This window comes from Patescibacteria group bacterium (genome assembly GCA_038065315.1).
Classification (GTDB): domain Bacteria; phylum Patescibacteriota; class Minisyncoccia; order Phycocordibacterales; family JBBTRF01; genus JBBTRF01.
Genome location: JBBTRF010000001.1, coordinates 471925 through 498314, shown reverse-complemented (window position 1 = coordinate 498314; position 26390 = coordinate 471925). Strand labels below are relative to the sequence as shown.

General features: G+C 51.3%; 31 protein-coding genes. 27 read left to right on the top strand and 4 right to left on the bottom strand.

Features of this window, described 5'->3' with window-relative positions:
* Positions 1–2 precede the first annotated feature (2 nt).
* From AAB391_02740 to AAB391_02725, 4 genes are all read left to right on the top strand, one after another.
* Positions 3–752: an RNase H family protein gene (locus AAB391_02740; GenBank protein MEK7645210.1), complete on the top strand. Its 750-nt coding sequence runs from the start codon at positions 3–5 to the stop codon at positions 750–752.
* A gap of 145 nt (positions 753–897) precedes the next feature.
* The gene (locus tag AAB391_02735; GenBank protein MEK7645209.1) at positions 898–2346 is read left to right on the top strand and encodes a ComEC/Rec2 family competence protein; all 1449 of its coding nucleotides are present in this window, start codon (positions 898–900) and stop codon (positions 2344–2346) included.
* Complete coding sequence (locus AAB391_02730) at positions 2330–3277, top strand: MBL fold metallo-hydrolase (GenBank protein MEK7645208.1); 948 nt, start codon at positions 2330–2332, stop codon at positions 3275–3277. Before AAB391_02735 ends, AAB391_02730 begins: the two co-directional genes overlap by 17 nt.
* A gap of 38 nt (positions 3278–3315) precedes the next feature.
* Complete coding sequence (locus tag AAB391_02725; protein MEK7645207.1) at positions 3316–4050, top strand: hypothetical protein; 735 nt, start codon at positions 3316–3318, stop codon at positions 4048–4050.
* 9 nt (positions 4051–4059) lie between these two features.
* Here AAB391_02725 and AAB391_02720 read toward each other — a convergent pair whose 3' ends face one another.
* The 3 genes from AAB391_02720 to AAB391_02710 form a co-directional block, all read right to left on the bottom strand.
* Entirely contained in the window at positions 4060–4665 is a 606-nt protein-coding gene (locus AAB391_02720; GenBank protein ID MEK7645206.1) for a Fe-Mn family superoxide dismutase, read from the bottom strand.
* A 103-nt stretch (positions 4666–4768) separates the two neighbouring features.
* On the bottom strand, positions 4769–5230 hold the full coding sequence (locus AAB391_02715; protein ID MEK7645205.1) for a hypothetical protein: 462 nt from the start codon (positions 5228–5230) through the stop codon (positions 4769–4771).
* Positions 5231–5299: 69 nt separating this feature from the next.
* Positions 5300–5542, bottom strand: coding sequence for a bL28 family ribosomal protein (locus tag AAB391_02710; GenBank protein ID MEK7645204.1), 243 nt, complete (start codon positions 5540–5542; stop codon positions 5300–5302).
* A 76-nt stretch (positions 5543–5618) separates the two neighbouring features.
* Here AAB391_02710 and AAB391_02705 point away from each other — a divergent pair, with 76 nt between their 5' ends.
* The 10 genes from AAB391_02705 to fusA all read left to right on the top strand — a co-directional run bounded on the left by AAB391_02705 (position 5619) and on the right by fusA (position 16972).
* Entirely contained in the window at positions 5619–6230 is a 612-nt protein-coding gene (locus AAB391_02705) for a site-2 protease family protein (GenBank protein ID MEK7645203.1), read from the top strand.
* Positions 6231–6297: 67 nt separating this feature from the next.
* Entirely contained in the window at positions 6298–7170 is an 873-nt protein-coding gene (locus AAB391_02700; protein MEK7645202.1) for a bifunctional 5,10-methylenetetrahydrofolate dehydrogenase/5,10-methenyltetrahydrofolate cyclohydrolase, read from the top strand.
* Between the two features lie 448 nt (positions 7171–7618).
* Positions 7619–8035, top strand: a complete 417-nt coding sequence (rpsL, locus tag AAB391_02695; protein MEK7645201.1) for a 30S ribosomal protein S12 — start codon at positions 7619–7621, stop codon at positions 8033–8035.
* 11 nt (positions 8036–8046) lie between these two features.
* The gene (gene rpsG, locus AAB391_02690) at positions 8047–8517 is read left to right on the top strand and encodes a 30S ribosomal protein S7 (protein MEK7645200.1); all 471 of its coding nucleotides are present in this window, start codon (positions 8047–8049) and stop codon (positions 8515–8517) included.
* A gap of 196 nt (positions 8518–8713) precedes the next feature.
* Positions 8714–8968, top strand: coding sequence for a hypothetical protein (locus tag AAB391_02685; protein ID MEK7645199.1), 255 nt, complete (start codon positions 8714–8716; stop codon positions 8966–8968).
* Between the two features lie 617 nt (positions 8969–9585).
* Positions 9586–10116: a hypothetical protein gene (locus tag AAB391_02680; protein MEK7645198.1), complete on the top strand. Its 531-nt coding sequence runs from the start codon at positions 9586–9588 to the stop codon at positions 10114–10116.
* Positions 10117–10178: 62 nt separating this feature from the next.
* Positions 10179–12125 carry a carboxypeptidase regulatory-like domain-containing protein gene (locus AAB391_02675; GenBank protein ID MEK7645197.1) on the top strand — a complete coding sequence of 649 codons (1947 nt, stop codon included), beginning with the start codon at positions 10179–10181 and terminating at the stop codon, positions 12123–12125.
* Positions 12126–12137: 12 nt separating this feature from the next.
* Positions 12138–13940: an immunoglobulin-like domain-containing protein gene (locus AAB391_02670; protein ID MEK7645196.1), complete on the top strand. Its 1803-nt coding sequence runs from the start codon at positions 12138–12140 to the stop codon at positions 13938–13940.
* A gap of 209 nt (positions 13941–14149) precedes the next feature.
* Complete coding sequence (locus tag AAB391_02665) at positions 14150–14755, top strand: LamG domain-containing protein (GenBank protein ID MEK7645195.1); 606 nt, start codon at positions 14150–14152, stop codon at positions 14753–14755.
* A gap of 72 nt (positions 14756–14827) precedes the next feature.
* Positions 14828–16972, top strand: coding sequence for an elongation factor G (gene fusA, locus AAB391_02660; protein ID MEK7645194.1), 2145 nt, complete (start codon positions 14828–14830; stop codon positions 16970–16972).
* Positions 16973–17221: 249 nt separating this feature from the next.
* Here the strand turns inward: fusA and AAB391_02655 are convergent, their stop codons facing one another.
* Entirely contained in the window at positions 17222–17623 is a 402-nt protein-coding gene (locus AAB391_02655) for a hypothetical protein (protein MEK7645193.1), read from the bottom strand.
* 158 nt (positions 17624–17781) lie between these two features.
* Between AAB391_02655 and AAB391_02650 the strand changes: the two genes are divergently transcribed.
* The 13 genes from AAB391_02650 to rplB all read left to right on the top strand — a co-directional run bounded on the left by AAB391_02650 (position 17782) and on the right by rplB (position 26329).
* Entirely contained in the window at positions 17782–18300 is a 519-nt protein-coding gene (locus tag AAB391_02650) for an ABC transporter substrate-binding protein (GenBank protein ID MEK7645192.1), read from the top strand.
* Between the two features lie 61 nt (positions 18301–18361).
* A complete protein-coding gene (locus AAB391_02645; GenBank protein ID MEK7645191.1) occupies positions 18362–18895 on the top strand; it encodes a branched-chain amino acid ABC transporter permease in 534 nt (177 codons plus the stop codon).
* On the top strand, positions 18858–19229 hold the full coding sequence (locus AAB391_02640; protein MEK7645190.1) for a branched-chain amino acid ABC transporter permease: 372 nt from the start codon (positions 18858–18860) through the stop codon (positions 19227–19229). Before AAB391_02645 ends, AAB391_02640 begins: the two co-directional genes overlap by 38 nt.
* A 231-nt stretch (positions 19230–19460) precedes the next feature.
* Positions 19461–20369, top strand: coding sequence for an ABC transporter substrate-binding protein (locus AAB391_02635; GenBank protein MEK7645189.1), 909 nt, complete (start codon positions 19461–19463; stop codon positions 20367–20369).
* 57 nt (positions 20370–20426) lie between these two features.
* Entirely contained in the window at positions 20427–21170 is a 744-nt protein-coding gene (locus AAB391_02630) for an ABC transporter ATP-binding protein (GenBank protein MEK7645188.1), read from the top strand.
* Between the two features lie 156 nt (positions 21171–21326).
* Positions 21327–21575, top strand: coding sequence for a type II toxin-antitoxin system prevent-host-death family antitoxin (locus AAB391_02625; protein ID MEK7645187.1), 249 nt, complete (start codon positions 21327–21329; stop codon positions 21573–21575).
* A complete protein-coding gene (locus tag AAB391_02620; protein ID MEK7645186.1) occupies positions 21562–21801 on the top strand; it encodes a hypothetical protein in 240 nt (79 codons plus the stop codon). Before AAB391_02625 ends, AAB391_02620 begins: the two co-directional genes overlap by 14 nt.
* A 328-nt stretch (positions 21802–22129) precedes the next feature.
* Entirely contained in the window at positions 22130–23326 is a 1197-nt protein-coding gene (gene tuf / locus AAB391_02615) for an elongation factor Tu (GenBank protein MEK7645185.1), read from the top strand.
* Between the two features lie 125 nt (positions 23327–23451).
* Complete coding sequence (rpsJ, locus tag AAB391_02610; protein MEK7645184.1) at positions 23452–23760, top strand: 30S ribosomal protein S10; 309 nt, start codon at positions 23452–23454, stop codon at positions 23758–23760.
* A gap of 40 nt (positions 23761–23800) precedes the next feature.
* Positions 23801–24415 (top strand): 50S ribosomal protein L3, encoded by a 615-nt coding sequence (rplC, locus tag AAB391_02605; protein MEK7645183.1) that lies wholly within the window; start codon positions 23801–23803, stop codon positions 24413–24415.
* A gap of 21 nt (positions 24416–24436) precedes the next feature.
* Positions 24437–25159, top strand: coding sequence for a 50S ribosomal protein L4 (gene rplD, locus AAB391_02600; protein MEK7645182.1), 723 nt, complete (start codon positions 24437–24439; stop codon positions 25157–25159).
* A gap of 1 nt (position 25160) precedes the next feature.
* A complete protein-coding gene (locus AAB391_02595; protein MEK7645181.1) occupies positions 25161–25457 on the top strand; it encodes a 50S ribosomal protein L23 in 297 nt (98 codons plus the stop codon).
* Between the two features lie 23 nt (positions 25458–25480).
* Entirely contained in the window at positions 25481–26329 is an 849-nt protein-coding gene (gene rplB, locus AAB391_02590; protein ID MEK7645180.1) for a 50S ribosomal protein L2, read from the top strand.
* Positions 26330–26390 lie beyond the last annotated feature (61 nt).

Sequence of the window (26390 nt, the reverse complement as noted above, 5' to 3'; positions counted from 1 at the left end):
TGATGAGCACCACTATTTTTACCGACGGAGCATCGCGAGGCAATCCTGGTCCAGGAGGCTGGGCTTTTGTGGCTGTGTATGAAATGCAAGGTTCAGGAGAGCGGCGCGTAAAAGAGGGTGGCGGTGCCGAACGAACAGCGACGAACAATCAAATGGAGCTGCTTGCGGCCTTGCGAGCGTTGGAATATGTGTCGGCACAAAAGATTTCCGGTGACATTCTCGTTCACTCTGATTCGAGCTATATGATCAACGGGATTACTAAATGGGTTGCTGGCTGGAAGAAGAAGGGCTGGATCACTTCCACTAAAACTCCCGTAGAAAATCGCGAATTGTGGGAGGGTTTAGACATGGTGATTACACATTTGAATGCAGATGGAATGCAGGTTCGATGGCAGTATGTTGGTGGACATATCGGTGTGAAGGGGAACGAGCGCTGCGATGTGATCGCAACAGCTTTGGCGACTGGAGGTGTGTTGCGTCCGCCGTTGTTTGACGGCAAATTTTCTGCATATTTTATTTCTGATGTCCTTGATATCTCTCACAGCTTGGAAAAGAAAAAGGACAAGGGTGCCGATCGGTCGCGCAGTAAGGCCGTGGCATATTCATATGTAAGTGCGGTGAAGGGTGTGGTGCAAGTACATAAGACATGGAAAGAGTGCGAAGCGCGCGTTAAAGGACAGCGCGGTGCACGGTTCAGGAAGGCATTGTCCGCAGCCGAAGAGTCGATTATTTCTGGCGAATTTTCTGCGTAAAACGGTGCCTTTTTCGTCTTCATTTTTTCTTTAGAATTTCTTTATTCTAATTTTATCTTTTCTTCATAATTTCTTTATCAAAAAAGAGTGGTTTCTTTACCCTTTCTTAGCAGTTTCTCTATTACTGTTTCGGTATACTTTTTGGATGGAGTTGAAGCTACGCAGTTGCCTCTTCGGTTTTTTCCTAGGGGTGGCGGTTCGCTCATTGGTCTTCACTCCATGGTGGCTTGGACTACTTGGTCTGTTTGTTTTTGGCTGCGTGATTCTGGTTATTCGAAACCATCCAACGACCCCAACCAGTGCCCGCATGCTTTGGGTCGCGATGGTATTGGTCGGGGGGTCGCTTGGAGTGATCCGCTGTGACGTCGCGGATCTCCGCGCACCAAAAACAGAATTAGACCAATACCTAGGCCGTTCAGTGCAGTTTGTCGGCACGGTAATACAGCCGCCACAAGAACGCGGGCAGGTTTGGCGTACCCTGTTTCATCCGGATGGGGGACGGTCGAATATCAGTGTGTCGGTTCCGTTGTATCCGCCGGTGCGATACGGTGACCGTCTCCGTATTTCTGGAGTTCTCGTGAAGCCAGAAGCGTTCCTTTCCGACAATGGTCGGATGTTCGACTACCCAAGCTACCTCGCTCTCGACAATGTCTATTACCAATTAAAGAACGTTCGATCTACGATCGTCGGACACGGTAGCGGTGGCTGGCTAAAGGACAAGCTCTTCACCTTTCGCGAGCTGTTTCTGCGGCGGATTGGCGAGCGTTTTGCGGTGCCGGAAAGTGCGTTGCTGGCGGGCCTTTTGCTTGGCGAAAAAAGTTCACTTGGAAAGCCACTTGAAGACGCCTTTCGGAAGGCGGGCGTGATTCATATTGTCGTATTGTCTGGGTTCAATATCACGATCATTGGCGTGGCCGTAATGTATCTCTTGTCTGGCTTGCCGCGACGGATCAGTATCGTTTCCGGAATCGTGTTCATTGCTCTGTTTTCGATCATGACCGGCGCGGCAGCCACCGTCGTGCGTTCGGCAATCATGGCCGTCATCGCGCTCCTCGCCGCGTTATTCTATCGAACCTATGACGTACCTCGCGCACTCTTTCTTGCCGCTTTTCTGATGGTACTGTTTCAGCCGGGTGTGCTCATCTTCGATCCATCTTTCCAACTCTCGTTTCTTGCGACGGCTGGCCTGATCTATCTCTCTCCAATGATCGAACGCCGACTTATGTGGTGTCATGAGACGTTACGTACAATACTTGTCGCGACACTCTCAACGCAGCTCTTCGTGCTACCGTACTTGTTGTACAGCATGGGTGATATTTCGTTGGTCTCGATCTTCACCAACCTCGCCATTTTGCCGACAATTCCATTTGCGATGCTATCTGGATTCGTGGCGACTATCTTGCCGCTCGGCATCGCTGTCATCCCGGCGGCTATCGCCCATGCACTGCTCGCATATATTTTTCTGATTGTTCGATTCTTCGCGGAACTGTCTTTTGCCACGGTGGCCATTCCATACTTTCCGGCTTGGCTGATGGTAGGATGGTACGGTATCACCGGCGGATTATTGTGGTGGAAATATGGAAGAGAAGCATAACATAATCAATTGGAAAAAGTGGGCGACAGGCGCGCTCGGTGTCGCCACTGTTTTTGCTGTTGCTTTCTTTGCGCTGTCGTTCGTGTTTCGAGCCGTACCGTCAACAGCACTGAATGCACCGAATCTTGCAAACGGTGGGGAGTTTGGTGGTGACGTTGAGGACACGCTGATGATTGCTTTTCTGGATATCGGCCAAGGCGACGCTATCTTAGTGCGTGGACCGAACGGAACCACAGTGTTGTTTGATGGCGGCCCCGATCGCACACTCCTCGTGCGCCTGGGCGAAGTCCTGCCATTTTGGCAACACTCTATCGATATGATCGTGATCACAAACCCAGACAAAGACCACATCGGCGGCTTCATTCCGCTGCTACAAACCATGAAAGTTGGTCTAGTGCTCGAGCCCGGCACCTCGTCTGTCTCGGCAACATACCGCACGCTGAAAGAAGAAATAGCAAAATCACAAAAAGAACATGGCACGCGGACGGTCATCGCCCGAAAGGGAATGCGTTTCCCGATTGGCGCCGGAGCAGAAATCGATATTCTGTTTCCGGATCGCGACGTATCTGATTGGAAAACGAACGACGGTTCCATTATTGCTCGAGTGGTGTTCGCGAGCACCTCCGTGTTGCTCACGGGAGATTCGACGAAGAAGACCGAGTCACTGCTTGGTCGCGTCGAACCCACCGACATCCTGAAGGTTGGCCATCATGGCTCCCGCACTTCCACTGGTGAGGCTCTGGTCTCAATGTTGCGGCCAAAGTGGGCTGTGATTTCTGCCGGTTTCAAAAACAAATACGGTCATCCGCATGAAGAAACGCTGAATACACTCAAAAAATTCGACGTAACCACGCTCATCACCTACGAAAAAGGCACGATCGTCTTCACCTCGGACGGCCGCGCCTTTTCGGAGCCCACGTTTCCGCACTAGTTTTACATGGTTATGAATATAGGGGTATACTCTTATACATGGAAGAAATCTCTGAACACGAAACTCCTCAGGAAAGACAGGAAAGGATAAAGTTCCGAGTCTCTCGTTTCATAGAAGATAAATTAATTCAGGCTGTTCGCCTCAGGTGGGAAGCTGTGCAGAGTGGTAATGATATCGATATTGTCCAATGCCTACAGAATGTTTGGCCAGAAAATGACGGTGCTGCATGGCAACGGAAACCTCGTTTCACCGTATCGCATCTCGATGAAGTTTTTTCCGTTCGCTTTGAGGGTGAGAGCAATGAATATGATAGCGCTGCACGCCTGATGACTATTGCTGTTGGTAATCTTCGTCGGGCCACCACACTTGAAGAATCGGAAGGTGTGCTTCTTGGTGTGATTGAGGCTGTTTATCATGAGGCGGAACATATCTATAATCCTGGTTCTGGACTGGAGCCCGTCGATATTCCAGAGACAATTGAGTACTTGGGGAATCCAGGTGAGATCGAGGCCCATGGAAGACAGTTTGCTTACCGGTACCGCAGAGAATTCCCAGGTGAACCTTTTGATGTACAGAAGATGGCCAAACTTTCTGAGAAAATAAAAAACAGTGGGAAGGGTAATAGATACTACAATTATTTTGTAGCCTTCGCTGACCCTATCAAGCAACAGTCTTACAAAGACTTCGGCGATGTTCAGTGTATTTACGAGAAAATAGTTGAAGCCACTAAAAGACATCTACAAATTCTTTCTGCCCATGCAGAAGAAAAGTAAATCTTTTCGTTACTTCGCCGCTTTCTGGAAATTCTCCTCGATCACTTCCCAATTCAGGTTTGCAAAGAAATCTTCAACATACTGCTTTTTGCCGCTCGGCTGATAGTCGGCGACGAAAGAGTGTTCCCACATATCAAGTGCTAGAACAGGGGAGAGGCCGGTGAGGTGTCCGAGATGCTGCTCATCCACCCATGCATTCAAAAGACGCTTGGTGACAGGGTCGTAATACATCATTGCCCAGCCAATGCCTCGAGTGAGAGCGATTGCTTTGAATCGTGCGAGCCAGCCGTCCCAAGACCCCCACTCTTCCTCGACGGCCTTTTTTAAAGAACTGGCGCCGGCCGCAGAGTCGATTGCCTTTGCCCCGCCTTCAAAAGACCGGAAATAATATTCGTGATTGCGCATGCCATCGAACTCAAAGCCAAAACGCCGCTGGAGCTCGCCCAGAGCATAGGCATTCTTTTCCGCATCCTTCGAGAGCTCGTCGATTTTTTCGAGGATGAGATTGCTGAACTTCACATAGCCGGCATAGAGCTTCAAGTGTTCCTCGATCGTCTTTGCCGAAATACCCCTCAGAGCGGGGATATTGAATTTTGTTTCTTCAAATTTTTTCATACGATGATTGTATCATTATTGGAGAGAGAAATAAAAAAGATGGCTCGCGCAAGGCGGGCCATCGTGGTGGGGGTTCGGCGAGCGAGTCACGGAGCCCACGTGATCAGTCCCGATTCCGGCGAATCTCGGTGGCGTAGGCGATCCATTGTTGCACCTCGGATTCGTAGGCTTCATCCGGGAATTCATCGAGGTGTTTGTCCAGCGCCGCTGAGAATTCATCGAAAATCTCTACCGCCTCAACGTGGCCCCAGCTTTTGAAAGCATTTTCTTTCTTCCAGGCTTGGACGCCTTGGTAGAGCTGCCGACAAAAATTGCGGGAGAACTCCGTCGAATTGGAAGCGCTCCTGGCAGCCGAAGGTCTCGGACTGTTGTGATACACCTCACGGGTTTTTTTCGGTTTCAGAGATGGCGTCGTTTCTGGGGGAAGTGCGAGCTTGCTAAAACAATAGGCCAGTGTGATCCAAAGGGAGCCGATGATCCAGCGAGGGAACAACCCCCCGTTGTCAGTAAACACCGCAAGGATCATTAGGCAGACAGAGCCGCCCACCACGTAGTAAGTTCTCATACGTTGTTTTCTCCTGTGAAGTTTTGCCTTCGTTGACCGTCTGGAGACTATCCTAATCCTGCGGGCCGATTAAATCAACCCCGCTTTCTTCAGTGTTGCGTACGCACCGTTCTTATTGATGGTCTTGATTGCCTTGGTAGAAATGGTGAGTCGAATCGACTTCTTCAATTCAGGGATGTAAATAGTCTTCTTCTGGAGGTTTGGGTACTTTCGCACCATACCGGTAGGGTTGTATTGAGTAGCTCGAGTACGGTTTGAATAGCCGCCAGCGACGATTGAGGTTTTCTTGGTGATTGGGCAGATTTTCGCCATGGGGGTGATTTAGTTCAGTTATGCTATCATACATTGACAAAAGCGCAAGTTTCCAAGGCTTTATAGCGCCAATTTCATGCTAAACCTCTTTTCTCTGGCCGTCCTCATACTATCTGTCGTAATCCACGAGGTATCTCATGGCTATATGGCGCTGCGTTTGGGTGACCCAACAGCGAAATATGCTGGCCGCCTCACGCTGAATCCAATCAAACACCTCGATCCAATCGGTTCAGTCATTATCCCCATCATCACGACGCTCATGGGGGTGTCTTTTGGGTGGGCGAAGCCAGTGCCGTTCAATCCGGATAACTTCCGCAAAAGTGCCTTTAATGTTCGCTGGGGTGAGGCTCTCGTGGCACTGGCCGGGCCAATGTCGAACTTTATTGTGGCCGCGGTCTTTGGTGTTGCGGCGCATTTTGTGGCCAATCAGGCAGCTTTCTCCTTGTTTGGGCTGATCGTGCTGGTGAATATCACGCTCGGCATTTTCAATCTCGCTCCTGTGCCACCACTCGATGGTTCAAAGCTGTTGTTCGCCCTGATCCCGCAGCGATACAGCCATGTTCGAGTGCAATTGGAGCGTCACTCGCTCATGCTGGCACTCTTTTTCATCTTTTTCCTCTGGCAATTTTTTGAGCCGATCGTGTTCAAGCTCTTCGCTCTATTGATGGGTGTGCCACTGACACTTTAATTTTCGTTGCTTCTCGCATTGACTATTCCGCCCGACGGTCTAGTATGGGATTGGAGCACTCTCTATTATGCAATATGAATTTACCCAACCGCTGAACAAACCGCTCATTCTCGACGGCAAGGCCTGCGCCCAGCACATCCGTGCCGAGATAGCCGACGGCGTGCGTACCCTTGGCTTCAAGCCCGGGCTGGCCGTGATCTTGCTTGGTAATGACGCTGCCAGCCGAATGTATGTGAAGAGTAAGGGCGAAGCTGCTCGCAACGCCGGTTTCCACAGCGTCGTGGATATTCGTCCCGCGACCACCACGCAAGCTGAGTTACTCAAGCTCATCGCGCAATACAATGCCGACCCAAAGATCCACGGCTACATCGTTCAGTTGCCCCTGCCGGCGCACATTGATGTCGAGGCGGTGGTCGCCGCTATCGATCCGCTGAAGGATGTTGACGGCTTCCATCCGGAGAATCAAGGCTTGCTCTTGAGAGGCACGCCGCGCTTTGTTCCGGCCACGCCGCGAGGGATTATCGAATTGCTCCGCCGCAACGGCATCACCGCGAAAGGGAAGCGTGTGGTCATCGTCGGTCGCAGCTCCATTGTCGGCAAGCCGCTCGCCGCAGCGTTTCTCATGAAGGGCGAGATGGGTGATGCGACGGTCACTGTGGCGCACTCGCAGACACCTGACCTAGCGACTGTGTGCAAGGAGGCCGATATTTTGGTCACCGCTCTTGGCAAGTCGGGTTTCGTGAAGCTTGGGTTTGTGAAGCCTGGCGCGGTGGTCGTTGATGTTGGGATCAGTCGCGTCGACGGCGTAACATCGGGAGATGTGGACTTCGGTCCTGTCTGCTTGATCGCTTCGGCCATTACTCCGGTCCCTGGTGGAGTCGGTCCGATGACTATTGCCATGCTTCTTCAGAACACGTTGGACGCCGCTATGGCGAAGTAGGTTTGGTAGCGAAAGCTCGCCGCAGGTGCAACATCCTGCGGCTTTCATTTTGGAGGGGGGTGGTGGAGTGAAAAAGAGTACCTGCGGATTTTTCATACTTTGTATGAATGTGTATGAGAAAGTATGAAAAATCCGCACCTACTCAAAAACACCGCGCGCCTCCTCGCGTAACGCTCTTGCCGTGTTTCAGGGGGGTTCAAGGCGTTATATTTGCGCAAAACCCCTCTCTATAGTAGAGTACGGGGACGCTTTTCTCGGAGCAAAGCGCGGCCCAACAGGTTCGCCTGAGCTCGCCAAGCTCCAAAAAGCTTCATAATTCAGCCACAACCATCAGGAATCTGTGAGTAATCCTCGGAAGCAAAGGGTGAAGCCACACAGATCTCCGCGCGGCGAAGCAGAATTTAATCATCGTCATTATTAAAATCGGTTTATTTATTTGCATTTCACTATGCCAACCATCAATCAATTGGTGCGCCGCAAGCGAGTCAAGCTCTACCGAAAGTCAAAGGCGATCGCCTTGACCAAGAGCTTCAATACGCTCAAGAACAAGCCTCGATTCTTCTACTCGCCATTTAAGCGAGGAGTATGCGTCAAGGTTACGACCAAGACTCCAAAGAAGCCAAACTCAGCGATCCGCAAGATCGCCCGAGTGCGACTTACCAACGGTATGGAAGTCACCGCATACATCCCAGGTATCGGCCACAACCTCCAGGAACACTCAGTGGTACTTCTCCGAGGCGGACGAGTAAAGGATGTCGGTCTCCGATACACTATTGTTCGAGGCGTGCTCGACTCAGGTGGTGTAGAAACACGACGAAAGGGTCGAAGCCAATACGGTATGAAGAAGCCAAAAGCCGCTAAATAATCCATACTCCAATGAGACGAAAAGCCAAAAATCGTAATATCGTATCCCCTGACAGCGTGTACAGCTCCCAGAAAGTAGGGAAGTTGATCAACTATTGTATGGAGCGAGGTAAGAAGAATGCCGCTCGAAAGATTGTGTACGGAGCATTCGACACTATCAAGGAGACTGCTAAGGTAGAAAATCCTTTGGAGTATTTTGAGAACGCGCTGAAGAACACTGCACCGATGGTGGAGGTGAAATCTCGTCGTGTGGGAGGCGCCAACTATCAGGTACCAATCGAAGTCCGACCAGACCGACGACAGGCGCTCTCGATCAAGTGGATTGTTGATGCTGCTCGAGCGAAGAAGGGCAAGCCAATGCACTTGAAGCTCGCGGAAGAGATCATGCTCGCCATGAAGAACGAAGGCGAGGCCGTGAAGAAGCGTGAGAACACTCACAAGATGGCAGAGGCCAACAAGGCGTTTGCGCACTTCGCTTGGTAGCGCTACAAGGAGTTTTTCAAAGGGTACGCATAAATTTCTGGTGAAATTTTGCTCCGGCTCGCGCCAGTCGCGCTCCGCAGTCCCTTTGAAAAAGCTCCTCTCCGCGATTAGAAAAAACCGCTGGGAAGCGGTTTTTTCTTTGTTGACAGATACTATACCTAGGTATATACTTTGGTATATGAATACTACTACGCTTATGACAACAAAAGTAGATAAAAGATTGAAGGTAGCTGCTCAAAAAACAGCTGAGGAGCTCGGTTTTCAGCTTGGTACGATCGTAAATGCGTATTTGAGGCAATTTGTGCGCACGAAGGAGGTGTCTTTCTCGATGAATCTTCGACCGACACGAAGACTTCTTCGGTCTATCGAGATTGCGGAAAAGGAGCTCGCTTCAGGAAAGTTGAAGAAGTTCACCGATATCGAAGACCTTTTGGCTGATCTTAACTCCTAATTCTGTTCTTTCGAAATGGCAGTTACTATTATTAGATCATCGGAATTCGAACGGCACTTCAGAAAACTGCCACTCAAGATCCGGGAGAAGGTCTCGGATCGGCTCAGAATTTTCGTGCAAGATGAATTCAGTCCGATTCTCAACAATCATAAATTATTAGGCAGAAACAAGGATTGTCGCAGTATCAACGCAACTGGCGACTATCGAATACTATACAGGGAGATTGAAAACTCCTTCTACTTGCTTGTCGACGTGGGTACGCATAGCGACTTGTGGGGCTAGTTGTCAGAAATTTTGACAAATCGGCGCTGAAAGGCCAAGATTGAGTGGGTTGCAAGATGGCAAGGGAGAAAAAGGCCACAACCTTTGGTTGTGATGTGGCCGACGTGGCGGAATATCTTCCGAGGCCTTGTACACCTATAGGCAGGTCGGACCTGATGCTTTTGCGCTCGGGCGACGACTTGAGAGTTAACAGAAAAAAGGAACCCGACGAAACCAACCCTACTGTTTCTTCTTTCTTCTAACCGACGGACACCTGCGTATCCCCACATTACGCCGAAAGGTGTCCGTTTTTCTTTCCATTGCCAATTTCCGGGTACCGACGTACAATTTCCTTTATGAAAACCATTCAAAATATCGCTTCGGGAATCTTTATTGGAGCCGTGAGTGTCCTGTCCCTCATTTCTATTCTTGGGGTTTGGGACGTTTTTAACAAAGAGGTTATTTCGAAATCATTTGCGACCCTCGGTATTTTGGCCGTTGTTGCAGTGGTAGTGATGGTGGCCGGGCGTTTTGTTGGCGGCGGAGAGGCGGTAGATCCTCTGAACCCTCCTGTTCCCGCGGTGCCAAATCCGACCTTCAGGATTGTGCGCATTGCCACTCTCGGCGCTCTCATCGTTTCGGCCGTTCTTCTCGCATTTCTCGGGGTCTGTAGCATTTGGGAGATTATTACCGATAAAGCAATTCTCTATAAATCACTCAGCTCTCTCGCGGTCATCGCATTCTCTTCATTTGTAATCGTACTCACTTGCCTCGAGCGTGAGAACAGCCCACTTTTGAAGCGCGGCGGCCGACTTTCTCCAGGGGTGATCATCCTCTGCGTCATTTTGTTTATGTGGATGATGATGGCAATGTTCAGTGGGTTCTAGTTTTTTGCTGCTAGCGAGATATCCGTTCCGCATTTTGCAGTAGCGCGGTAGAATAGGGAAGTATGACAAGAGTCGCCCTCTTTCTTTTGGTTGTGCTGTCTATCCTTTCGTCTGGCTCGATTTCTGTGCACGCCTCAGACACCAACGGCATCATTGAGCCAGGAAATTTCTATGCCAAGGCCGTTGATACCAATTTCGGTACGTTCAATTTCGGCACGACGGAAGGAGATGTGCACGTCACCGACAGCGCGATGACCGGCTACGTGTGGAGCGACTACTATGGCTGGATCAACCTTAATCCGACTGGCTACGGGGTGGTAAATGACGGTAGCGGCAATCTTTCCGGCTACGCTTGGGGCCAAAACACTGGCTGGATTAATTTCCATCCATCCGCCAGCGGTGTTCGAGTCGTGATCAGCTCTTCGGGAGTCTTTTCCGGCTACGCTTGGGGTCAAAACACTGGCTGGATCGTGTTTAATTGCAGCACAAACAGCACCTGCGGCTCGGGTTCATTTAATGTGGCCACAGATTGGCGCCCTGCGAGCGTTCGCGGTGCTTCTTCAGGTGGCGGCGGTGGTGGTGGCGGCGGAGGGGGTGGTGGTTCCGGATCAGGTTCGAGTTCAAGCTCGAGCAGTAGCGGAGAATCTAGTAGCTCTTCTTCAGAGTCGTCTGCGCCAGCGGCGGAGTCCTCACCGGCACCATCTGAAGCTCCGGCAGAGTCTCCGGCGCCAGCTCCCGATGTGGCGCCACCAGAAGATACTCCATCTGAAGCCCCTCCGGCCGAGGCAGAAACTCCATCGGTGGTTGAGTCGGCCGTCGAGTCCGTGGCCGCGACTGTCGATAGTGTCTTTTCGAGCATCGCCAACTTTTTTGGTGGTGATAGCGGTAGTAGCGGCTCTTCAGGTTCAGGCTCCGGTTCGAGTGGCGGTGGCGGCGGAGGAGGTGCGGTCACGCAAATCGTCTCCGGTGCTGTCGAGCAGGTAAAGCAAAGCTATGAATTCGCCCAAGAGACGGTAAAGGTTGTGGCGGAGGAGACAAAAGAAGTGATCCAGAGTCCAACTGGCTCGGTGGTGACCAAGACGGTGTCGACGGCGGGCGTGGTCGGCGCGGGTGCGGCCAGCGTTTCATCGCTTTTCTTGAACCCGCTGTCATTTTCCGAGCTGTTTCTCATCCCACTCCGATTGTGGGGAATCTTGCTCGGGGCTTTTGGCCTGAAAAAACGTTCTCGTCCGTGGGGTACTGTGTATGACAGCGTTACCAAGCAGCCGCTCGACCCCGCGTACGTGGTCTTGCAAGATGAGAAGGGGAACGAGGTCAATACGTCGATTACCGACCTCGATGGCCGCTATGGCTTCTTGCTCGCGTCCGGCACATACACCATGGTCGCCAACAAGACCAACTACACATTTCCCTCGAAGAAATTGGCCGGAAAGATGGCGGATGAGCTCTACTCAGACCTTTATTTCGGTGAACCGATCACTGCCTTGGAAGCGGGCGGAGTACTCATCAAAAACATCCCGCTGGACCCCGTGAATTTCGATTGGAATGAATTTGCTAAATCACAACAGCAGATTTCGCGTTTTTACTCGAAGCGCGACCTCATCAAAAAGCGCATCACCGACGCTTCCTTCTCCGTCGGCTTTTTCGTGGCCGTCCTTGCATTCTGGGCAGCACCGGCTCCATACAACATCGCCATCTTCGCTCTCTATGTTTGCCTACTCCTCTTGAGAATCTTTGGTGCCAAGAAAAAGGCATTTGCCAGCGTGATGGATAGCTCCACGGATTTGCCAATTGCCTTTGCGATCATCCGCGTATATATTGCCGGCCCAAACCAAGAGTTACTACACAAAGTGACAGACCGTCTCGGCCATTTCTATGCCTTGGTGCCGCCGGGCGAGTACTACCTCACGGTGGAGAAGAAAAATCCCGACGAGACATATACTCTTGTCCACACATCGCCCGTATTTTTGGCAAAAAACGGCGTGATCGAAGAAAAGGTCGTGCTATAATTAACCGCATCCATGAGACGCTTTCTTTTCACAAGCGCGTTTGTTTGTTTCAGTGCATCTGTTTCTTTTTTCGCCCTCCCATCGAGCGTTTCCGCCTCATTTGCGCCGGGCGAAACACTGGATCCAGGCTGTGCGCCGACTAATGCTAGTTGTATTGTGCTCCAGGTGAATGCTTCAACTGCGTCTGGGAATTTCGGTGTCTCTACCACCTCGCCGTGGGGTTTGTTTTCTATCAATCCGAGTGGCATCAGCGGGCCATCTTTTGCGATTGGATCTTCCACGCAGACCGATTTCATTGTTAATTCCGGTGGATACGTCGGTATCGGTACCACCACGCCTGGGAGCATTCTTTCCATCGGGAGCTTGGCTAATTTTACTACTGCTACCACGACTTTTTACGGAACTGGCGGCATTAATCTGGCTGCCGGTTGCTTCGCTGTGGGAGGTACTTGTATTTCCGGAAGCGGTGGGTCTGGGACGGTGAATTCAGGCACCCAAGGTCAGTTTCCTTTCTACAACGGCTCGGGGACGACGCTGACGGCGACTTCGAGTCTGTTTGTGAGTCAGGCGGGAAATATTGGCATTGGCACCACCTCTCCCTACGCGAAGCTCTCTGTGATAGGCGAGGGAGTTTTCCGCAATTTAAGCGCCACTTCAACTACCGCTACTTCCACGTTATCGGGAGGTCTCTCTGTTGGCGGCGGATCCTTTCAGTATGATTTTTCGAGCGGCGTCACCTCGGTGGACGATCTTCAGGTTGGTCCAATGACCTTTGATACCAACGCCGGGATTGTTGCCTGGATCGATATGCCCATCACTGCCACTGCCGCTTCCAGCACGGTCGAGAGTTACTCGGCTAGGATCGACGGCAACTCGCTTTTCACCGTGTATGCAGAGTCAGATGGCGCCGGCGCGGTGCCGTCCTGGAGCCGAAGAGTGGGCGTTGCCAGCACTTCTCCTTGGAAGACACTTTCAGTGGTGGGGTCGATGGCCGTAGATGGCTTGACTCTAGCAAGTGCGACTTCGGACGCGGTCTGTATTAATGCGTCGACAAAGGAAATTTTAGTGAACACGGGTGCCACCAATTGCACTGTTTCTTCTGCTCGCTTCAAACACAACATAGAGACGTTTGATGGTCCAGCTCTTACTCTCATCGGCCAGCTGCGGCCGATCACGTTTAATTCAAATAGCAACAATGAGTCCCGCTTCGGTTTCATTGCGGAAGAGGTGGCACGCGTCGATTCAAGACTGATATTTACTGAAATTGACGGCATTACCCCTCGAGGTGTTCGGTATGAAGAATTAACCCCAGTTCTCGTAAGGGCAATCCAAGAGCAGCAAGCGCAGATCAATTCGATCCGAAACAACACCCTATCTTCCGTCTCTGTCCCAACTTCCGATACACTTCGTGTCAGCCAGCGTCTATGTGTCGATGATGTGTGCATAGAGAAAGAGCAGCTCAAGGCACTTCTCCGAAGCTATGGCGGTACGAGTATCTCCTCGACCTCTCCTGCTGTAGTTGACGCTCCTGCGCTGGTCTTGGCACCCGATATTGAGCCCCCGACAATCACCATCCAAGGAAACAATCCAGCCAACCTTCTGGTCGGTGCAGTGTATTCCGATCTTGGTGCACTCGTGGCCGACAATCGGGACAACAATCTCTCCGTTGTTGTTTCGGGTGATCAAATCGACACCGCCGCCGTCGGAAACTACATCATTACCTACGTAGCGACTGATCTATCTGGCAATGCCGCAACCTCGACGCGCACGGTAATCGTCGCGAATCCTTTCAGCCCTTCTGATCCACAACAATAGCTATGAAGTACCACTCCGCGATCAGCGTCCTTCTTCTCAGTCTCTCTTGCTGGTTTCTGCCGATTACGGTAGAGGCTAGCTGGACGTTCCTTTCTAATTCGTGGACATCGAAGGTGATGGCTTCCCTGACCCGATTGAAAGTGAATACTACCCCTGACGCGACCCTTAGAGGTGGATTGACGGGATACTGGTCTTTCAATGGCCCGGACATGATTGGCGGGACGGTGTACGATCGCAGTGGTATTGGTAATAATCTCTTTATGATCGATATGCCGACCACTACCGCACTAGTGCCTGGAAGGATCGGACAAGGTCTCAACTTTGAAGACGGCGCAATTGATTATTTAGAAGGAGAGAATGTTTCTTCCTACGATTTCGGCACAGGTCCATTTTCAGTCTCAGTTTGGTTCAAAACGACCTTTGCTGGTGGCGGCGTGCGTCTTGTTTCTGTTCGCGATGTCTGCCTCAATGATAGTTTCTGGGAGGTCGATATTGCAGCCGGTACATTTTCGGCCTGCATAGATGATGCTCTAGGTAATTTGACCTGCGTAGCAAGTAATGCCGTCGTAAATGACGGGGAGTGGCATCATGGAGTGGCTGTCCGGGATGGTGTAACGCTCAGCGCCTATGTTGATGGCGTGTTCGACAATAGTGCATCAGGTGTGGATATCCTCGATCTCGTCAATGCGGCGCCATTGCGCATCGGTGACAGTGTTTGTAACAATGACTACTTGGGTGAAATTGATGAGGTCCGGATCTATAATCGCACTCTCTCCTCAGCCGAGGTTAAGCGCCTTTATACTATGGGGAAATAAGGGCCCCAATCGCCCGATAGCGTTGCATTTTTCGCCCTTTTCCTGTAGTCTAACGCCTATCACTAAACATATATGAACAGAGACTATCCACTCGAAAAAGTACGTAATTTCGGCATTATCGCGCACATTGATGCGGGAAAAACCACCACATCAGAGCGAATCCTGTACTACACAGGTATGATCCACAAGATCGGCGAGGTGCACGAGGGCGAGACCACTACCGACTGGATGGAGCAGGAGCGAGAGCGAGGTATTACTATTACCGCCGCGGCGATCACCTGTTTCTGGAACCCTACCTACATGCCAAAGGAGGATGTTTCAAAGAAGGTGCGTTTCAACATCATTGACACTCCAGGGCACATCGACTTTACCGTAGAAGTGAAGCGTTCTCTCAGAGTACTCGACGGTGCTGTGGTGGTATTCGACGGCGTGGCGGGAGTAGAGCCACAGTCTGAGACCAACTGGCGCTATGCCGACGAAAGCAATGTTCCTCGACTTTGCTTCATCAACAAAATGGACCGAACCGGCGCGTCTTTTGAGCGCTCATATGCCTCTATTCTCGAGCGATTGAACAAAAATGCGATCCGATTCCAGCTGCCTATTGGCTTGGAGGGTGATCATCGTGGTGTTGTCGACCTCGTGAAGATGAAGGCCTACACCTTCGAAGGTGAGAAGGGTATTAAGATTATTGAACAGGAGATTCCTGCAGACATGCTCGAAGATGCAAAGAAGTATCGAGCTGAACTCATTGACCGAGTGGCAGAATACGATGAGGCGACCATGTCGGCATATTTGGAAGGGAAGGAGATCTCGATCGATGAGATCAAGCGAGTGGTCCGAAAGGCGGTGCTTGCTGGAAAGATCTTCCCAGTGTTTACTGGTTCTGCGCTCAAGAATGTGGGTGTGCAGCTCGTATTGGACGCCGTCGTTGATTATCTTCCATCTCCCCTTGACCTTCCCCCGGTACGAGGCATTGATCCAAACACGGGTGACCACATCTTCCGCAAGCCTTCAGATGAGGAACCTTTCTGTGCCTTGGCCTTCAAACTCCAGAACGATCCTTTTGTTGGGCAACTGACTTTCTTCCGCGTGTACTCGGGTACTGTGGAGTCTGGTACGTATTTGTATAACTCAACCACCGGCAAGCGCGAGCGATTGGGTCGTATCGTGCGCCTCCAGGCCAACGAGCGCGAGGAAGTGAAGAAAGTGTACGCCGGAGAGATTGCCGCTGCGGTGGGTCTCAAAGACGCCCTTACTTCGCACACCTTTTGTGACGAAGAAAATCCAGTTATCCTCGAAGCGATCAAGTTCATGGAGCCAGTGGTGTCGTTGCGCGTCGAGCCAAAGACCAAGGCCGACCAGGAAAAGATGGGCGTGGCTTTGAAGAAGCTCGCAAATGAAGATCCGACTTTCAAGATCAGTTCCAACTCTGAAACAGGCGAGACGATCATCTCAGGTATGGGTGAACTTCACTTGGAAATCATGGTGGATCGTATGAAGCGAGAATTCGGTGTCGAGGCCAACGTCGGCAAGCCTCAGGTGGCATATCGAGAGACGATTCAGGGCGAGGCAGAGGCGGAAGAGAAGTACATCAAGCAGACCGGAGGAAAGGGTCAGTACGGTCACGTTATCATCACTCTCCGACCGATGAAGCCGTTGGAAGAAGGCGAGAAGGTGAAGAAGAATGTCAGCCGATTTGCCGACTTCGAATTCATTAACTCTATCAAGGGCGGTGCGATCCCTGGCGAATTCATCCCTGCAGTGGAGAAGGGTGTGCACGAAGCGATGGACCGAGGTGTTATCGCCGGATACCGCATGGTGAACGTGTCTTGTGAATTGACGTTCGGTAGCTACCACGATGTCGACTCATCTGAAATCGCGTACAAGATCGCCGGTTCATTGGCCTTCCAGAGCGCCTCAAAGCGTGCGAAGCCGGTTATTTTGGAACCAATCATGAAGGTGGAGGTATTGTTCCCAGAGAAGTTTATGGGTGATATCACCGGCAGCATTTCTTCAAAGCGAGGTACGATCGAAGAAATGACCGAGCGCGGTCAGGCCAAGGTAATGCACGCAAAGGTGCCGTTGTCCGAAATGTTCGGTTACACTACTCAGCTCCGATCTATGACTTCAGGACAGGGTTCAGCGACGATGGAATTCGACCATTACGCGCCGGTGCCGAAGTTTGTGGAGCAGCAGATTATTGAAGCGAGGAAGTAGAGAAAACAAAAACACCTTCGTCGAAGACACGCCATAAATCCTTGCTAGGATTTTGGCTCCTCTCGCCACCGACGTGGCTGCGAGAGGTCTTCACCGAAGGTGTTTTTGTTTTCTTTACATATCTCGGTCAATATCGAGCCGTTGCAGTTGCGCGAGGTCTTCGCCAACAGGCGGTTTTGCCTTTCCTGAATTACGAAACTGCAAAAGAAAACCCCGCGGCTGAGCTGCGGGGCGATAAAACTCCATGTATCAGGCCGTGTAAACGGCTCTATTTATGGTCCGGTCGAAGCCGGCGAGAAGGTAGATATCTGGAGTAGTCAGGACAAACAGTCCACTTCCGTCGTCCATGATGCCGCCCTCAATCACACGGCCTTCGTATGGTGGCCAGCCGCTGATGACGTGGGCTCCGAAGCAGAAGTGGTCAGGAGTGCCAATCAGAACTCGAACCGCAAAGACAAGCACCTTTATATCTGTGTCGTCTGGGATATTTTCCGAAGCACCGCGATAGTGAGTGCTGGCCATTCTGAGGCGGAAGGGAGTTTTTTCGTCTTTGAAGTCCAACATTTTTTCTATCACTGGCCCCCAAACAAAGCGGTAGTAGGGAATCTCGGGGTAGAGATCGTTCTCGATTCCTCGAATATTCAGATACATAGTTTCGGCCTCCTTTCTGGATTCAAAACAGTGCAGATTCAAATCCGCCTTAAAGCCTATTCTTTTAAGAGATGGGTGTCAATGAGGGCTATGGTTTCAGGCGTAGGTCGGCGTCAAGCCGTTTTGCTTCGGCCCAGGCGAGTTCGTAGATTTTGCGCATGGCATCGGCGATCTCGTGGCTCTCGATGATGATACCGAGCTTCTCGCGCCATGAGGCGATCCTGATCGATACCCAGACTGGTTCAGACGGTGCTCGTCTGGCTGAACAGGCTCGAACACTCGGTATCAAGTCTCAGTTCTACACAGCATATTTCTCAGGTCCTGAGTTTGTGAAGACAGGCATGGCTGTGGAAGGTGCGTATATTGTGGATGCTCCGGCACTTGGCTCTGAAAACTCCCGAGCCAACGCTTTCTTGCAGGAAAGTAAGAAGCGTTACAGCTCTGAACCAACCTATCCGTTCTTTTCTGCAAACGCTTATGACGAGGTCTATCTCCTAGCGACCATCTTTGAAAAAGTAGGGGCTAGTGATACTGAAAAGATCAAGCAGGCTCTCTATGCTACTAAAGATTTTCCAGGGATTACTGGAACTTTTGGATTCGATGAGAATGGTGACGTTACCGGTATCGGTATGCGAATGATGCAGGTCAAGGATGGTGCACTTGTTGACGCGAAGTAATTTTTCCTCAATGAGCAAAAAACCGCTCCCTCCGAGCGGTTTTTTGCTATACTATTGAGACATGGACATCCTCCCACAACTCATCCTGAACAGCATCATTGCCGGCGCGATCTATTCGCTGCTGGCGCTCGGATTCAATATCATCTTCGGGACGGTGAAGTTCTTCGATCTCGGCTATGGTGCGCTCACTGCGGTGGGCGGCTACGCGGTGTTCTATTTCTACAAAATGCTTGGCCTCGATCTGTGGCTGGCGGTGCTGCTTGGCGTGGTCATTGCGGCGGCGGTGGGCGGACTCATCAATCACTTTGTTTATCGTCCCCTCCGTGCTCGCAAATCCTCCAGCATGGTGCTCATGGTGGCTTCGCTCGGGGCTTTCACTGCAGTGCAGGCCATTATCGCCATCCTCTTCACCAGCCAATTCCAGACGCTCTCGCAAAACTCCTCAGCGCAGCGGGTGTATGACATCTTCGGGGGAGTGATTACGGAGATCCAGCTCGTCATCCTCGTGACGGGACTGGTCATCATGAGCGGATTGGCGCTGGTGCTCAAAAAAGACAATGTTCGGCCGCGCGGTACGAGCTGTGGGCGACGATGAAGATGTTTCCAAGATTGTCGGCATCAACACTGACAAAGTCATCGGCAAGGTGTTTCTCATCGGTTCGGCGATCGCTGGCCTCGCCGGCATTCTCATCGGCTTCGATACGGGCATTGAGCCGACCATGGGCATGTCGCTACTCCTCAAAGGCGTGATCGCCTGTATCATCGGCGGCATCGGCAACATCTACGGCGGCGTACTCGGCGCTTTTTTCCTCGGCTTTGTCGAAAACTTCGGTATTTGGCACATCTCCGGCGAGTGGAAGGATGCGATTGCCTTCACTGTGCTTATCCTGTTCCTGCTCTTCCGGCCGCAGGGGATTTTGAAGAAGTAAATTGACACTTCAATTCAGTTTTGCGATACTTAGAGTGTTAGATGTTACCACCCGCCAGCAATGGCGGGTGGGTCTTTTTATGCCTCTACATTATCTTCCCAACTAGAAGCTTCAAGGGGCTCCCGTTTCCGGAAGCCCCTGAGGTACCACAGTTAGTATGTTAGCAAAATCGAAAATATGAGTCAAGCGCCTTTTTTGGTATGATTAAAGGCGCACAAGCGCCTGCATATCATGGACTACCTCATTCACCTCCTCATTCTCATCGGCATCTACGGGATCTTGGGTTTGTCGCTCAACTTGGTGGTGGGGTATACCGGCCTACTCTCGGTGACACACGCGGCCTTCTACGGCCTCGGTGCCTATGCGACAGGCATCCTGCTCACGACCACGGGGATGAATTTCTTCCTGTCACTGCTCGTCGGGGCGCTGGTCACGGCGGCGGCGAGCTTCCTTATTGGTGCAGTGTTGTCGAAGTTTGCGGGTGACTACTTCGCGCTCGTACCATCGGCGGCTTCGAAGACGCTCTATGAAGCGAGCGGGGGTAACCTCTACAACGTGCAGTATTCTCTGGAAGACGAATCAAAGTTCATTGCGGAAGAGCTTACCCGTCGCGGCTACAAGCGGGTTGCTCTCGTCTCCTATCAAAATGCCTTCTCGAAGACGCACGTCGATAGTTTCCGAGCTCATTTTAAGGGTGACATCGTCTATCATGTTGCGATTGGTGCTGATACTGGCGACATTTCCACTGAAGTGGCGAAGATCAAGGCTTCGAGGCCCGATGTGATCTACTCACCAGATATTTCATTCTTCTTTGCTGGCGGGGTCGCGAAGCTCAGGCAGTTTGGTGTCGTCGCACCCGTCTTCTCTACTTACGTAGCTGAGCTTCCCGTTGTCCGTACTTTGGTTCCGGACGTTTTTTATTCTTTCCCGAAAGATATTGCTGAGGGAGAAGGAGCCGTGTTCGGTCTTTCTGAGCAAGCAGCAGAGATTCTCTCTTCAGCAGTGGATGAATGTAAAGCAGATACTATCTGTGTCCAATCCAGCCTCTCAAAATCCGGTCTCTTTGATGAGAACGGTGTGGCGAAGCGGGAAATGATCTTGAAGCAAGTCAAGAATGGTCAACCTGTGGCTGTGAATTAACGCTCGGTGTTTAGTAGCTCGCCCTCATCCTCCCGCGATGATAGAATTGAAGGCGTAATGGCCGATAATGTAAAAAGAGAGATCCTTCTCGAAACCCGCGACCTACACGTCCATTACGGTGGCGTGAAGGCTCTTGATGGTGCCTCGGTGTCTATAGATGAAGGCGAGATCGTGGCGCTCATGGGTCCAAACGGTGCCGGCAAGTCAACGGTACTCAAGGCGATCTTCGGCTTGGCGCCGATCAGCTCTGGATCGGTCTCTTGGGAAGGGCAGACCTTCTTGCCGGTGTCGCATGAGGTGATCCATCGAGGGATTTCATTTGTCCCTCAAGGCCGCCGCGTGTTTAAACATCTGAGCGTCCGTGAGAATATCGAACTCGGCGGCTGGACCGTCGCTTCTGCAAAGATTCGTGCCGAGCGTCTCGAGCAGGTGCTTGATCTGTTCCCGGCACTACGTAGCCGACTCTCGGAAAAATCCTCCAATCTCTCCGGCGGCCAACAGCAAATGCTCGCGATCGCCCGCGGCCTCATGACCGACCCAAAGATCCTCCTGCTCGATGAGCCGTCGCTCGGTCTTGCTCCGAAGATCGTGAAGGAAATGTTCGCCAAGATCCTCGAGATCAACCAGCGCCGCAAGATGGCTGTCGTGGTGGTGGAGCACAATATCAAATCTCTTCTCGAAGTTGCTCATCGTGCCTATGTACTCGACAAGGGTAGGGTAGTGGCTGCCGGTCCTGCTGCCGAGATTATCAAGGGCGATACGCTCAGCAAAGTGTTTTTGGGCGGTGTTGCAGCGGAGTAGCCCCTAGACTTTCTTTGTTGAATCTTTATCAAAAATTAGCTTTTTCTTGAACATTTCTTAGCAGTTTCTTTATCGCCACTCTGATATGCTTTCTTTGTCTGTTTTGTCGACGGCAGGCTTGGTTGACACAAGTTTATCTTAAGATAAACTTGTGCTATGAAAACCAATATTATCGGCCTAAAAGAGCTGCGAGAGAACATGGAAAAATATATTTCTGAAGTAGAAAAAGGGCGGTCTTTCGTCGTGGTGAAAAAGTCGAAACCGGCATTCAAAATGGTGCCCGTCGACGAGTGGGGAGACGAAGGGGTGTGGAAGACATTGGTGGATTTTACTCAAATTGATCCAAAGGGGGTGCATATCGATGAAGTGCTTGCCTCCCTGAAGCGTCTCGATGCACAAAATTGATAAATTCCTCGCCAAGCTGGAAGAAAAGCAAAGAGGACGGATCCTGCTGATCATTGCTCAAATCAAATCGCGCAACTTCGTTGGTCTCGACCTGAAAAAGCTCAAAGGAGGCCTTGATATCTATAGAGTGCGTTCCGGTCAATACAGAATACTCTTTCACCTCACCAACGACGACATCTTTCTACTCGATGTCACCAATCGCGACGACACCACCTACCACCTCTAAGACAATCGGGTCTAGCAACAAATGTCTATCAAACCAACCTTGGCGCACTGGCTGACGAAGACCTCTCGCAGGCGCGACGGCGCCGAGAGGAGCCGAAATTTCAGGAGAAATTTACGGCGTGTCTGAGGCGGCCAGTGCGCCAAGGTTGACTTTATCGGCCAATTTGTTACTATACCCATTGTCGCATTTTTTGCGTCTTTGGCCGTTTCGAATCAAAAGAAACGTCCTGGTATTAACACGATTTATTATCATTAATTTTTGTTCTTAAGTTACAAGGCTCAGCCACTCTCGCGCGTTGAGCTTTGAGAATTAGGGACTCATTAAATATATGGCAGAAGCATTTGATCGATCAAAGCCTCACGTAAACGTCGGTACTATTGGACACGTCGACCACGGCAAGACTACTCTTACCGCGGCTCTTACTGTTGTTCAGTCAAAGAAAGGTCTTGCAAATCCTATTGCATACGACCAGGTAGCGAAGGCATCTGAAAAGGACGGCCGACGCGACCCTTCAAAGATTATTACCATTGCGATTTCACACGTTGAGTATTCAACTGTGGCTCGACACTACGCTCACGTCGACTGTCCAGGTCACGCTGACTACGTCAAGAACATGATCACTGGTGCCGCTCAGATGGACGGCGCTATCCTCGTGGTATCTGCGGTAGACGGTCCAATGCCACAGACTCGAGAGCACATTCTCCTCGCAAAGCAGGTGGGTGTTCCAAAGATCGTGGTCTTCTTGAACAAGTGCGACATGGTGGATGACAAGGACATGCTCGACCTCGTTGAGGCAGAAATCCGAGACCTTCTCGAGAAGTATGGTTTCGACGGAAAGGGTACTCCAGTGATTCGAGGTTCAGCTTTGAAGGCGATCGAAGGCGATGCAGCATGGGTTGCAAAGATCGATGAGCTTTTGAACTCACTCGACACCTATATCCCTATGCCAGTGCGTGAGATCGACAAGCCATTCTTGATGCCAATCGAAGACATCTTCTCTATTGAAGGACGAGGTACTGTGGTTACTGGCCGAATCGAGCGAGGAATCGCAAAGGTTGGCGAGGAAGTTGAGATCATTGGTCTCAAGCCGACTGCAAAGTCTACCATCACTGGTATCGAAATGTTCAACAAGCAGCTCAGCGAAGGTATGGCAGGTGACAACGCGGGTGTTCTCCTCCGAGGTACTCGAAAGGAAGACGTTACCCGAGGTCAGGTACTTGCAAAGCCAGGTACTACCACTCCTCACACCGACTTCGAGGGTGAAATCTACGTTCTCAAGAAGGAAGAAGGTGGCCGACACACTCCATTCTTCAATGGGTACAAGCCACAGTTCTACATCCGAACCACAGACGTCACCGGTGAGGTAACCCTCGCTGCGGGCACTGAAATGGTTATGCCAGGAGACACCGTGAAGTTCATCGTCAAGCTCGTAGCGCCGATTGCACTCGAGGAAAAGATGCGATTTGCTGTGCGAGAAGGCGGACGAACCGTCGGTGCAGGAGTGGTCACCAAGATCACTAAGTAAATCGCCGGCTCCGCGACCAATTCAAGAGGAGCCACATACTCAACATGACCACAAAAGAAACAAAGACGGCCGATAAGGCCAAGGGCAAGACGAAAGTCGCCAAGGCTACGGTAAAGGGCCAGGAGGTGAGCCACAAGCTCCGCATTCGTGTGCGAGCGTACGAACACAAGATCCTCGATGCTTCCGTGAAGCAGATCATGGACACTGCGCTTCGATACGATGCCACTATCCTCGGACCGATTCCGCTCCCTACAGAGATCAAGAAGTACACCGTAAACCGAGCTGCCTTTGTCTACAAAGACGCGCGAGAGCAGTTTGAGATGCGAGTGCACAAGCGATTGATTGACATTGTGAACCCAAATCCAAAGACAATTGAGGCACTCACCAACCTGAGCCTGCCTTCAGGAGTCAACATCGACGTCAAGATGATCTAACCACCAGTATTCACCCCACTAACCGCCTCACCTAACCCACATGAAATTCATTATCGGAACAAAACTGAATATGACCCAGGTCTTCGACCAAGAGGGAAATGTTCACCCAGTGACCGTCCTCAAGGCCGGTCCGGTGACTGTAACCCAGGTTAAAGAGTCCGGAAAGGATGGCTATTCAGCTGTTCAGATTGGATTTGGCGAGATTCGCGAGAAGCTCGTCTCGAAGCCTCAAAAGGGACACACCAAGGCGCTCGGTCTTTTCCGAACCCTCAAGGAGTTCCGCGTGGCCGCTCCTACCCAGAAGCTGGGAGACAAATTCGACGTCTCTGTCTTCAAGGAAGGCGATGAGATCGAAGTGTCTTCGATCAGCAAGGGCAAGGGTTTCCAGGGTGCAGTGAAGCGACACGGCTTCAAGGGAGGTTCCCGAACCCACGGTCAGAAGCACTCTGAGCGAGAAGTCGGTACCATCTCTGGTGCAGGACGAGCCGGCGGCCGTGTGGCTCCCGGTATGCGAATGGCTGGACGAATGGGTGGTGATCGTGTTACTGTCAAGAACCTCAAGGTCGTGCAGATCAACGCCACAGAGAACCTTCTTCTTGTTTCTGGAGCAATTCCAGGCCGACGAGGTACTTTGGTAGAAGTGATCGCACAGTAATCCTGAAATAACCCTGAACCCATGAATACTCTAGAAGCAAAAATCTACACTCAGGACGGCAAGGCTGCTGGCGCTTTCGAGCTCCCAGAGAATGTCTTTGGTTTGAACTGGAACGCCGACTTGGTACACCAGGTCATGACCTCAATGATGACTTCAAAGCGCAATCCAGTCGCTCACACTCAGACTCGAGGTGATGTACGAGGAGGCGGTAAGAAGCCATGGCAGCAGAAGGGTACTGGTCGTGCCCGACACGGTTCTATCCGATCACCGTTGTGGCCAGGTGGAGGTGTGTCTCATGGTCCTCGAAATGACAAGAACTTCGACCGAAAGGTCAACCAGAAGATGAAGGCGAAGGCGCTTTTCACCCTGCTCTCAAAGAAGATGCGAGACGGCGAAGTGTTGTTTGTTGAGTCTATTGCTCTCAAGGAGGCCAAGACCAAGCACGCAAAGTCTCTCATCGCTGCACTCGCTGGCGTAAAGGGCTACGAGATGCTCGCTACCAAGAAGAACAACGCCGCTTTCATTGCGATGTCTGCAAAGAGCGCTTCAGCAGACCGAAGCTTCGGCAACATGAGCAATATCTCGGTCAACGAAGTACGAAATCTCAACGTCCTCGACCTCATGAAGTACAAGTACGTCGTGATCGAGAATCCAAAGGTGAGTGTCGCATCTCTTGCAAGCCGACTTCCGGCGCGAACCGCAGCGAGTGAGCCAAAGAAAGTAGCTAAGACTGCAAAGAAATAACATGACTACCATTACCGTAAAACACGACCCAGTATCTGTCATCCTCGGCCCACGCATCACCGAGAAGGCCGCTCGCTTGGCCGAGAAGAAGGTCTACACCTTCAACGTGACCCAGAGTGCCAACGTGGCATCTATCAAGGCTGCGATCAAGACCTTGTACAAGGTGACTCCGATCGACGTAAAGATCCTCGCGGTACCTTCAAAGCGATCTTTTGTCCGAGGCAAGGCAGGCGTAAAGCAGGGAGGCAAGAAGGCCTACGTCACCCTCGGCAAGAAGGAGACCATTGAATTTGTATAATCGTCGCACCACCAAATACTCCAATGAAACACTATAAACCATTCACCAAATCTCGCCGAGGTATGACCACTGTGTCATACAGCGAGCACTTGACCACTGACACTCCTCATAAGGCGCTCGTCTCTGGTTTCAAGCATCGAGTCGGGCGCAACTCCGACGGCCGCATCACTGTGCGACATAAGGGCGGTGGACACAAGCGACTCTATCGACACGTTGACTTTGTTTTCGATAAGAAAGATATTCCTGCTGTAGTGCAGACCATTGAGTACGATCCAAACCGCACCGGTTTCATTGCGCTCGTGTGTTACAAGGATGGCGAGAAGCGCTACATCCTTTCTCCAAAGGATCTCAAGGTGGGGGACAGCATTATTGTCTCAGAAAAGGCGGAGCTCAAGACTGGCAACCGAACTCTTTTGAAGAACATTCCTGTTGGCGCCTTTGTGCACAGCGTGTCTATCCAGCCAAGTGGCGTCGCACAGCTCGGACGATCAGCCGGCAACTTTATCCAGGTGATCGCACAGGATGCTGGCATGACTCACCTCAAGATGCCTTCTACCGAAGTACGAAAGGTGCTCGACACCGCTTGGGGTTCTATCGGTACTGTTTCAAATGATGAAAATTGGCTCGTGAACATTGGCAAGGCAGGACGATCTCGATGGATGGGTATTCGACCGACTGTCCGAGGTATGGTGATGAACCCAGTAGACCACCCATACGGAGGAGGAGAAGGTAAGCAGGGCCGAGGTCTCCGCCGAGCGAAGACCATGTGGGGTAAGCCTTCAGGTAAGGGTCAGAAGACTCGAACTCCAAAGCGATACTCAAATCAGTTTATCGTCTCTCGACGAAAGGTTGGGAAGAAGAAGGAGGCTTAGTAGCCAAAAGAAAAATCCCCGAGAGGGGATTTTTCTTTTGGCTACACAGCCCTGGCGTTAA

Coding starts and splice junctions, on each gene's coding strand:
- AAB391_02685 (MEK7645199.1), top strand. CDS start 8,714: ATGACAACAAAAGTAGATAAAAGATTGAAGGTAGCTGCTCAAAAAACA.
- rplD (MEK7645182.1), top strand. CDS start 24,437: ATGAATACTCTAGAAGCAAAAATCTACACTCAGGACGGCAAGGCTGCT.
- AAB391_02710 (MEK7645204.1), bottom strand. CDS start 5,542: ATGGCGAAAATCTGCCCAATCACCAAGAAAACCTCAATCGTCGCTGGC.
- AAB391_02715 (MEK7645205.1), bottom strand. CDS start 5,230: ATGAGAACTTACTACGTGGTGGGCGGCTCTGTCTGCCTAATGATCCTT.
- AAB391_02730 (MEK7645208.1), top strand. CDS start 2,330: ATGGAAGAGAAGCATAACATAATCAATTGGAAAAAGTGGGCGACAGGC.
- rplB (MEK7645180.1), top strand. CDS start 25,481: ATGAAACACTATAAACCATTCACCAAATCTCGCCGAGGTATGACCACT.
- rpsG (MEK7645200.1), top strand. CDS start 8,047: ATGAGACGAAAAGCCAAAAATCGTAATATCGTATCCCCTGACAGCGTG.
- AAB391_02595 (MEK7645181.1), top strand. CDS start 25,161: ATGACTACCATTACCGTAAAACACGACCCAGTATCTGTCATCCTCGGC.
- AAB391_02670 (MEK7645196.1), top strand. CDS start 12,138: ATGAGACGCTTTCTTTTCACAAGCGCGTTTGTTTGTTTCAGTGCATCT.
- AAB391_02640 (MEK7645190.1), top strand. CDS start 18,858: ATGTTCGGCCGCGCGGTACGAGCTGTGGGCGACGATGAAGATGTTTCC.
- AAB391_02665 (MEK7645195.1), top strand. CDS start 14,150: ATGATTGGCGGGACGGTGTACGATCGCAGTGGTATTGGTAATAATCTC.
- AAB391_02740 (MEK7645210.1), top strand. CDS start 3: ATGAGCACCACTATTTTTACCGACGGAGCATCGCGAGGCAATCCTGGT.
- AAB391_02680 (MEK7645198.1), top strand. CDS start 9,586: ATGAAAACCATTCAAAATATCGCTTCGGGAATCTTTATTGGAGCCGTG.
- AAB391_02705 (MEK7645203.1), top strand. CDS start 5,619: ATGCTAAACCTCTTTTCTCTGGCCGTCCTCATACTATCTGTCGTAATC.
- AAB391_02650 (MEK7645192.1), top strand. CDS start 17,782: ATGGCATCGGCGATCTCGTGGCTCTCGATGATGATACCGAGCTTCTCG.
- AAB391_02725 (MEK7645207.1), top strand. CDS start 3,316: ATGGAAGAAATCTCTGAACACGAAACTCCTCAGGAAAGACAGGAAAGG.
- AAB391_02655 (MEK7645193.1), bottom strand. CDS start 17,623: ATGTATCTGAATATTCGAGGAATCGAGAACGATCTCTACCCCGAGATT.
- AAB391_02645 (MEK7645191.1), top strand. CDS start 18,362: ATGGACATCCTCCCACAACTCATCCTGAACAGCATCATTGCCGGCGCG.
- AAB391_02620 (MEK7645186.1), top strand. CDS start 21,562: ATGCACAAAATTGATAAATTCCTCGCCAAGCTGGAAGAAAAGCAAAGA.
- AAB391_02675 (MEK7645197.1), top strand. CDS start 10,179: ATGACAAGAGTCGCCCTCTTTCTTTTGGTTGTGCTGTCTATCCTTTCG.
- AAB391_02625 (MEK7645187.1), top strand. CDS start 21,327: ATGAAAACCAATATTATCGGCCTAAAAGAGCTGCGAGAGAACATGGAA.
- tuf (MEK7645185.1), top strand. CDS start 22,130: ATGGCAGAAGCATTTGATCGATCAAAGCCTCACGTAAACGTCGGTACT.
- AAB391_02630 (MEK7645188.1), top strand. CDS start 20,427: ATGGCCGATAATGTAAAAAGAGAGATCCTTCTCGAAACCCGCGACCTA.
- AAB391_02720 (MEK7645206.1), bottom strand. CDS start 4,665: ATGAAAAAATTTGAAGAAACAAAATTCAATATCCCCGCTCTGAGGGGT.
- AAB391_02700 (MEK7645202.1), top strand. CDS start 6,298: ATGCAATATGAATTTACCCAACCGCTGAACAAACCGCTCATTCTCGAC.
- AAB391_02735 (MEK7645209.1), top strand. CDS start 898: ATGGAGTTGAAGCTACGCAGTTGCCTCTTCGGTTTTTTCCTAGGGGTG.
- rpsL (MEK7645201.1), top strand. CDS start 7,619: ATGCCAACCATCAATCAATTGGTGCGCCGCAAGCGAGTCAAGCTCTAC.
- AAB391_02635 (MEK7645189.1), top strand. CDS start 19,461: ATGGACTACCTCATTCACCTCCTCATTCTCATCGGCATCTACGGGATC.
- fusA (MEK7645194.1), top strand. CDS start 14,828: ATGAACAGAGACTATCCACTCGAAAAAGTACGTAATTTCGGCATTATC.
- rplC (MEK7645183.1), top strand. CDS start 23,801: ATGAAATTCATTATCGGAACAAAACTGAATATGACCCAGGTCTTCGAC.